Here is a 7,605-nt window from a genome sequence, read left to right as displayed (position 1 = left end):
TCCAACAATTTGCCGGCAATCAAATCGTTAAACCGACTGATAACAATGGCCAGACGCAGATCCCCCGTCTGAACAAAGTTGCCCTCGTAAACTGCCATCTACACTGCTCCAGACCTGAAAGACAAGCGGGTCGACCAACACGGCAAAACCGCGCTTTCCCATCCTAGTTCACTCCCCTACCTCAAGCTCCGTCAAAGGACGGGGGACAGGGGTTTGCCTTTCCCCGGGGAGATCTCGCCAAAACGCATAGATCAGGGCTTATGATTTAGTAGTGAACCTTTAGTTTTTCCTAATTGTCCATGAAGGCCATTACCTTGCACCAACTGCAAATCTTCGAGGTTGCTGCCCGTCATCTCAGCTTCACCCGTGCCGCTGAGGAGCTTTACCTGACCCAGCCCACGATTTCCATGCAGATCAAGCAATTGAGCAAATCGGTGGGGTTGCCGCTGTTTGAACAGGTGGGCAAGCGGCTCTATCTCACAGAGGCGGGGCAAGCTTTGTACCAGACTTGCCAAAAAATCTTTGAGCAGTTGAACCAATTTGAGATGACCCTCGCCGACCTGAAGGGGTTAAAACAGGGACGGCTGAGCATTGGGGTTGTCACCACTGCTAAGTACTTTATTCCTCGCCTGCTGGGGCTATTTTGTCAGCAGTACCCCGGCATCGATGTATCCCTCAAGGTGCTGAACCGGCAGCAGGTTCTGGAGGGGCTAAGCAACAACATGGATGATCTCTATGTAATGGGGATGCCGCCGGAAGATTTGGATGTAGTGGCGCAACCCTTTCTGGAAAATCCCTTGGTGGTGATGGCTCCTATTCACCATCCTTTGGTGGGCCAGAAGCGGATCCCCCTGGCCCGTATTGCTCAAGAGCCCTTCTTGGCCCGCGAGCCCGGCTCCGGCACCCGCATGGCAGTGGAGCGGCTCTTCGACAAACATAACCTCAAGCTCAACATCCGCATGGAGATAGGCAGTAGCGAAGCCATTCGCCAGGGCATCATTGGCGGGCTGGGCATTTCGGTTTTGTCTCAGCATGTGTTGGCTCTGGGGGATTGGCAACACCATTTGGCCATTTTGGATGTGGAAGAGTTTCCCATCCGTGGATTTTGGCATTTGGTCTATTTGCGCTCCAAGCGCCTCTCGGTGGTAGCCAAAGCTTTTGCCGATTTCCTGCTTTCTCAAGTTTCTCAAATGGATCTGGATCTTCCTCCTAAAGAGCTGCACAGAGCCAACTCAAATCCCAATCCAGATTGGCTTTCTGGCAAAGGGGATAGACTGCAGCCGCCAGCTCTTGTTTCAACCCCTGGAGGCTCCGAATATCATGGGTAAAAAAGACCTGTAAAAATGCCAAATAGGCCCGTGCCCAATCGTCTTCGGGATCCAGCTCGACAATCCGCTGAAAATGCTGCTGGGCTGCTTCTGGCTGCAGCAGCGCCACCTCCATTAGGCCCAGTTCGTAGTGGCTTTGAATTTGGCGCTCGATTTGGCCTTGGTCAGCAGCCTGTTGCTGTTCTCCCTCCAGAAGCTGGCGTGTCAGGATGCGATCCGGGTCGGTTGCGAAAGTGGCATACTGCAAAGTTGTCCAGGCGTTGAGGTAGAGGGAGAGCGCCTCCAGATCCCCAGCCGCAGCCGCCCTAGCTGCCTGTCGCAGGGGAAAGAGGAGATCTCCTGGCGGGATAAGGGATCCCTTTTCCCTACCAGGAGACCCACGCCAGTGCTGTCTTAGCGACCGGCGCATTCCTTTGGGGGGTTGCCACTCCAGGTGGAGGATTCCTTCTTCTCCGGCAGACTCTGGCCAGAGGGGCAAGGTCAAAATTTCCTCTACCTGCCAATTGCTCCTGGTGCGGGGTTGCAGGCGGTTCTGACCCACCACCCAGGCCTGCTCCGCCAAGATCTGCTCCTGGGGATTTTCCAACCGCGCCCAGACTAGCGTTTGGGCCAAGTCCTGGGCCGGGCCCTGCCAGCGCAGCCGCCAGGCCGGGATCCCTTCCTCTGGGAAGACCTTGAGCTGCAGCAGCTCCACTTCCTCTACTGGAGCAGGCACCTCTTGCAGCACAACCCTGGGCGGGGTGGGGAAGTAGGTGTACAGCCGGCCCACCGCTTGTAGTTCAAAATGCTCTTGCTGCCAGTCCGGACTCTTGTCTAGGAGTTGCCGAATTTGCTCCTTAGCTGGACCGTAGGGGCCGACAATTCCCTGCTCCCCTGGCGCATCCACAAACCCATCCAGGAGCGCCAGCTCCAGCTCCGGCCAAGGGGTTTGCCCGGCACCGCGGAAGGTGATTGGCCAGCGCTGCAGAGCGGCCAGGTAGCTGAGCGTCTCGGACGAAATCAGCTCAGTGTTGGGAAGAACGCCCAGGGTGGTGGTCAAACCTGGCTGCACCAGGGATCCAATCCACCGCGTCAGCTCCTGCTGGGGGTGCTGCCCCTGCCAGCGCATTTGGATCCCTTTCCAGAGAGGGGCCACGCCAGGCGTGAGGGGCTGCCCCAGGTTGAGCAGGGCCAGGGATCCCAAGGCTAGGCTCAGGCCAACTCCCTGCCGCAGTGCCCTTTGCCCCCAGCGCGCCCCCAGCCACCGCCAGACTTTGTCCAGCCCACCCGCTGATAGGATGGCCAGCAGGGGCAACAGCGGCAGCGTAAAGCGCACATCCTTAATGGCTACCAGGGTGTAGAGCAAGTAGCCCGAGCCGTAGAGGCCCCAGAGGAGAGTCTCCCGCCGGCTTGGGGATCCCCAGAGCGAAAGCAGCGGCAAGGGGCACAAAAAAGGGCTCATCTGCAGGGGCAAAACGCGAAGGTAGGCCGTCCACCAGCAGAGGGATCCCGCTGGGCAGGTGACGTAGTAATGGGCAGTCTCGGCATAGGCCCAGCCGTTGCTGAAGACAAACAGCCAATTGGCTCCATACCAGGGCCAGCACAAGAGCAGCGTCACCCCCATCCCCAGCGCCAGGTGGGCCAGCCGCACCGGCCAAGGGAGCTTCACCCCCAGGGGCACAGCCAGCAGTGGCGGCAGCAAAAACAGCACCCCTGTCCACTTGGCCAGCAACACCGCCGCCACCCCCGCCCCCACCCCCATCGCCCCCCACCAGGACGGTTCCTCCCCGTAGGCCCAGAGCGCCCAAAAAGCCAGCGTCACCGCCACCAGCAGCGGCAGCTCCAACATGTAGACATGGGCCAGAGCCGCGATCCCTGGGTAAAGGACGAGCAGCGCTGCCGCCAACCAGCCCACTTCCTGGGAGTGGTAAATCCGCTGGCCCAGCCGCTGGGTTGCCAGGGTCAGGATCCCCAGCAACACCCAATTGAGCAACTGCCCATCGGCACGGCTAAAGGGGTGCAAAGCGGCCAACGGGATCCCCAGCCAATAGGCCAGAGGCGGGTAGCGCTGGTTTAAGTGCAAAAACTGCTGCCACCACACCCCTTCCCAGCGAAACCGCCGCAGGTGATCCCCAAATGCCTGGGCCTGCAACAGGTGCTGCGCCTCATCCCAGGCTGGCGGCAGGGGATCCGTCCAGTTCCAAACCAGCAACAGCAGTAGGGCCGCCATCCCCAGGCCCGCCCAGGCGGGGAGAAAGGGGATCCCCACCCCCCCTCTTGCTGCCGCTATCCGACTGGAGGTCGTCTTCATGGCCTTAGCCCTGTTTCCTAGCGCTACACTCAACTTGGGCTGCCCTTAGAGATCCTCGAGGCCGCGATATTCCCCCCCATGACCGTTCCACCCTCTGGCTCCACAGGTGTCTGGATCCTCCCCGACCAACTGCACCCCCAGCAAGCTGCCCTTGCCTCCCTCTCAACCCTACCTCCCCACCGCGTCCCCATCCTTTTTATCGAGTCCCACGCTTGGGCCAGCTCCCGCAACCATCACCAGCAGAAGTTGGTGCTGGTGTGGTCGGCCATGCGCCACTTTGCCCAAGAATTGCAACAGCGCGGCCACCCCGTTACCTATGTGGAAGCGGAGGACTCTGCTGAACCCCTGCAGGCTTGGGCCAGGCAATATCAATTACAACAAATCCGCCTCATGCAGCCTGCCGACATTCCTGTTCGAGCGGAGGTGGAAAAGCTGAGATCCGCCCTCCCCTGCCCGCTCTTGGTCGTGGAAAATAACCACTTCCTCTGGACAGCCTCCCAGTTTATCGACTGGGCCTCAGGCCGCAAGCGCCTGCTTCTGGAAGACTTTTACCGCCAAGGGCGCAGACGCTTCCGCCTCCTCATGGACGGCTCCCAACCCCTGGGGGGGCGCTGGAACTACGACCGGGAAAACCGGCAGCCTCCTCAGCCTGGCCGGCGCTACCCACCCCCTCTGAGGTTTCCTCCCGACGCCATCACGCAAGCGGTGATGGAGAAAGTGCGGCGACGTTACGGCCACCACTTTGGATCCCTAGAGGGCTTTGGCTGGGCAGTCACCCGCGCCCAAGCCCTGCAGGTGCTCGAAGACTTTATCCAGCACCGCCTGCCCCATTTCGGCCCCTGGCAAGATGCCATGCAAGCTGGGGAGGACTTCCTCTACCACTCCCTCCTTTCCCCCTACCTCAATCTAGGGCTTCTCACCCCCCAAGAAGTCCTCGCCGCCGCCGAACAGGCCTACCATCGCGGCGGGATCCCTCTTCCTTCCGCTGAAGGCTTCATCCGTCAGATCCTGGGCTGGCGGGAATACCTGCGCGGCTTCTACGAATACCAGATGCCCCAGGGCTATGCCCAGAAGAACTTCTTTGGCCACCACCGCCCCCTGCCGGACTTTTTTTGGACGGGCGAAACCGACATGGCCTGCCTACGGCACACCCTAGGGCAAATTCGCCGCCACGGCTACGCCCACCACATCCAGCGGCTGATGGTGCTCAGCAATTTTGCGCTCATCAGCGGCATCCAACCCCAGGCAGTGGAAGCGTGGTTTCACGACGTGTTCATCGACAGCTACGACTGGGTGATGCAGCCCAACGTCATCGGCATGGGCCTTTTTGCCGACCGGGGCATGCTTTCCACCAAACCCTACGCCGCCTCTGCCCAGTACATCCGCAGAATGAGTGACTACTGCCGCCATTGCCGCTACAATCCCAGCGAAAAGGTTGGCGAACGCGCCTGTCCCTTTAATACCTTCTACTGGGATTTCCTCTTGCGCCACCGCTCCCTCTTGACCCCCCTAGGGAGGATGAAATGGGTATTGGCCCACTTGGATCGCTTGCAGCCGGAGCTAAAAGCCCAAATCCAAGCGCAAGCTGCTGCTTGGTGGGATCCCTGGCCTAGGAGCAACTCCCTGGGCCAGCCGTCTGGCTAAAATTGGAGCACCTTCCCTTTCTGTGCTACTTGGTTCAAGGAGCCCACGTCATGAAATGTCCCCGCTGCGGCAAGCAAGAAATTCGCGTTTTAGAGTCCCGTTCGGCAGAAGGTGGCCAAAGCGTGCGGCGGCGGCGGGAATGCATGTCCTGTGGCTACCGCTTCACCACCTACGAGCGCATTGAATTCATGCCCATCATGGTCATTAAACGGGATGGATCCCGGGAGAGTTTTAACCGCAACAAGATCCTCCAAGGGGTGATGCACGCCTGCCAAAAAACCCAAGTTAGCGTCAAGCAGATGGAGGAGTTGGTCAACGAAATCGAAGAAAAACTGCAACTGGAAGACGTTCAAGAGGTAACTACCCTACGCATCGGCGAGATGGTACTGGAGCGCCTACAGCGCCTGAGCGAAGTTGCCTATGTGCGCTTTGCCTCCGTGTACCGCCAGTTCCAGGGTATAAAAGACTTTGTTACTGAACTGGAACAGTTGGAACGGTTGGAGGCCCCCCTCCGACGAGATCTGGAGCGGCCGTTGCGGAACTCTCCCCCTTCAGAGTCGGAATCCACAGCTTCTCCAGACTGGGTGGGGGGTATTCCCAAACTCCTCGATCAAAACGACGCCTCGAGCAATCTCTCGGGGATCCCAAAATAGCGCTTGCCGCCGAGAAAAACTGCCAGAAAAGGGCTCCCATCCAAACAGCTTAGCGGTATGCTTGGGTTAGCAATTGCCGCCTACACTAAGCATAGCGCTAGATATCCCCGGCTGGTCGGTGTTCAGCGCTACCGCTAGGTGAGCCTTGCGGCTTTGTCTGTTCAGGATCCCTTGCTGCCCACCTTCCTCAGTTTTTCATCCTTTCTTACGCGTCGATTCAATTTATGCAGTACGACTTTCGGGGTTCTAGCCCCTCTGGAGCTCGCAACGGCAACCCCAGTGGCTTGCCCGGCAACAACAGCTTTCGCACCCCTGCCTCACTAGAGACGGGGCCGGGGACAGTGCCCATCCAGGTGTATCAACAAGTGGCCGAAGAGCTGGAATCTGCCCGTCAGCAGGTGAGCCGCCTCTCTTCCGAAAATCAGCGCCTGCACGCTCTGCATCAACAGTTGTCTGGAGAAGTTACTGCCATCGCGCAAGAATTTCAGGGGCAATTGGGTCAGGCCTTGAAGCGCCTACAGCAAATCAGCATACGGCTTGCTGACACAAGCCAAGCCGCTGCTCCTGAAAGAGAGGCCGCTGCAGCCCCTTTTCGAGGGGATGGCCTGTCCTCAGAACCTGACCAAGCTTCTCCCCCCTATGATTTTTTGAATCGCCTCAAGCGACGCCAAGCTCGCAGCGAGGTTTCACCCTTCTCTAGCAACGTCTATCCAACTTCCTCTTACTCTGACTTTGCCGCTTCCTCTTTCGAGCCCCGATCTCAGCCCTCCACTCTACCCCCCCGTCCCCGTCAAGACACTCCTACTGAGCCTTCTTACCCCCGTGCCGGCTATCAGATTCCCTCCTTGGAAGAGTTGATGCAAAATATGGGTGGCGAGGTTCATTCCACCAGCGTCTACCAACGGGTGCGCGATCAACATCACGGATCCCAAGGCTCCGCTGTGCTGTGGATGGCCGCTGCAGTTCTTTTGGTAGTCGCCTCTTTCGGATTGGGCTTCGTAGCCGTACAGCCCTTTTTGCGCAACAACCCACCACCCTCTCCTGTGGAAGCACCCCAATAGTTCCGGAGGCGGAATTTCGTCTACCTACAGGACTTCCACAAGTTTCAGGTCCATTCTTCAAGCCGCAGCCCTAGGGCACTGGTTTTGCGCAAAAGCGATCCCAGCGGCTGATCAGAATAGGATCCTCTACTTTTGAGGAGAGTAAGACGCAATCTCCGCAGAACGTATTGCCACATAGAAGCTTGGTACCCCCCCACTTTAGTACGGGACGGAAAAGCCCGTAAGCAACTTTAGCTGCTCGTCAAGGGTATGCTTGCTGAGAAGGCGTACCGTTCCCAGGCGGGCACCCAATCATGGTGAAAGACTCGACTGGTAGCAAGCGTCTGGGAGATAATAACGTCTCAGCCAACCTACAAGGACTCCGTCCTGCTTACGCGAACAGAAAAGTAAGCGAAACCTTGAGGTTTTGCCACAAGGTTCTGTCTAGAGGCGTCTTGATAGCGCCTTTATGAGTTCGTTCTTGAACTGCGTAAGAATCCCCCGCCTTTATGCGGTGGGAGTATCAAACCCTACACCTGTAGAAACTGTAGAGCTACCCCTTGGGACAACAACCCCCCAAAAGTTGGGGGGTTGGGGTGGAGAGAAGAGCCTGGCACCGAGCTAGGTTACCGGAGGGTCACCCCTCAAGT

5 protein-coding genes are annotated in these 7,605 nt (G+C 58.4%); 4 read left to right on the top strand and 1 reads right to left on the bottom strand.

Translation table 11 applies throughout. From position 1 onward, the window contains the following. The first annotated feature begins 299 nt into the window (after nucleotides 1–299). Nucleotides 300–1,328, top strand: a complete 1,029-nt coding sequence (locus NW863_RS04190; RefSeq protein WP_414364666.1) for a LysR substrate-binding domain-containing protein — start codon at nucleotides 300–302, stop codon at nucleotides 1,326–1,328. On the opposite strand, the gene NW863_RS04185 is transcribed toward NW863_RS04190, so the two are convergent. After that, nucleotides 1,210–3,618 (bottom strand): ArnT family glycosyltransferase, encoded by a 2,409-nt coding sequence (locus tag NW863_RS04185; protein ID WP_414364663.1) that lies wholly within the window; start codon nucleotides 3,616–3,618, stop codon nucleotides 1,210–1,212. The two genes, NW863_RS04190 and NW863_RS04185, sit on opposite strands and share 119 nt — an antisense overlap. 78 nt (nucleotides 3,619–3,696) lie before the next feature. Between NW863_RS04185 and NW863_RS04180 the strand changes: the two genes are divergently transcribed. The 3 genes from NW863_RS04180 (at nucleotide 3,697) to NW863_RS04170 (ending at nucleotide 6,976) form a co-directional block, all read left to right on the top strand. Beyond that, the gene (locus NW863_RS04180; protein WP_414364660.1) at nucleotides 3,697–5,262 is read left to right on the top strand and encodes a cryptochrome/photolyase family protein; all 1,566 of its coding nucleotides are present in this window, start codon (nucleotides 3,697–3,699) and stop codon (nucleotides 5,260–5,262) included. Nucleotides 5,263–5,312: 50 nt separating this feature from the next. Beyond that, on the top strand, nucleotides 5,313–5,915 hold the full coding sequence (nrdR, locus tag NW863_RS04175) for a transcriptional regulator NrdR (RefSeq protein WP_414364657.1): 603 nt from the start codon (nucleotides 5,313–5,315) through the stop codon (nucleotides 5,913–5,915). 224 nt (nucleotides 5,916–6,139) lie between these two features. After that, nucleotides 6,140–6,976 (top strand): hypothetical protein, encoded by an 837-nt coding sequence (locus NW863_RS04170; protein ID WP_414364653.1) that lies wholly within the window; start codon nucleotides 6,140–6,142, stop codon nucleotides 6,974–6,976. The last annotated feature ends 629 nt before the right edge of the window (nucleotides 6,977–7,605 follow it).

The organism is Synechococcus sp. B60.1 (assembly GCF_047462555.1).
GTDB lineage: Bacteria > Cyanobacteriota > Cyanobacteriia > Thermostichales > Thermostichaceae > Thermostichus.
This window is presented reverse-complemented; position numbering and strand designations above follow the sequence as displayed.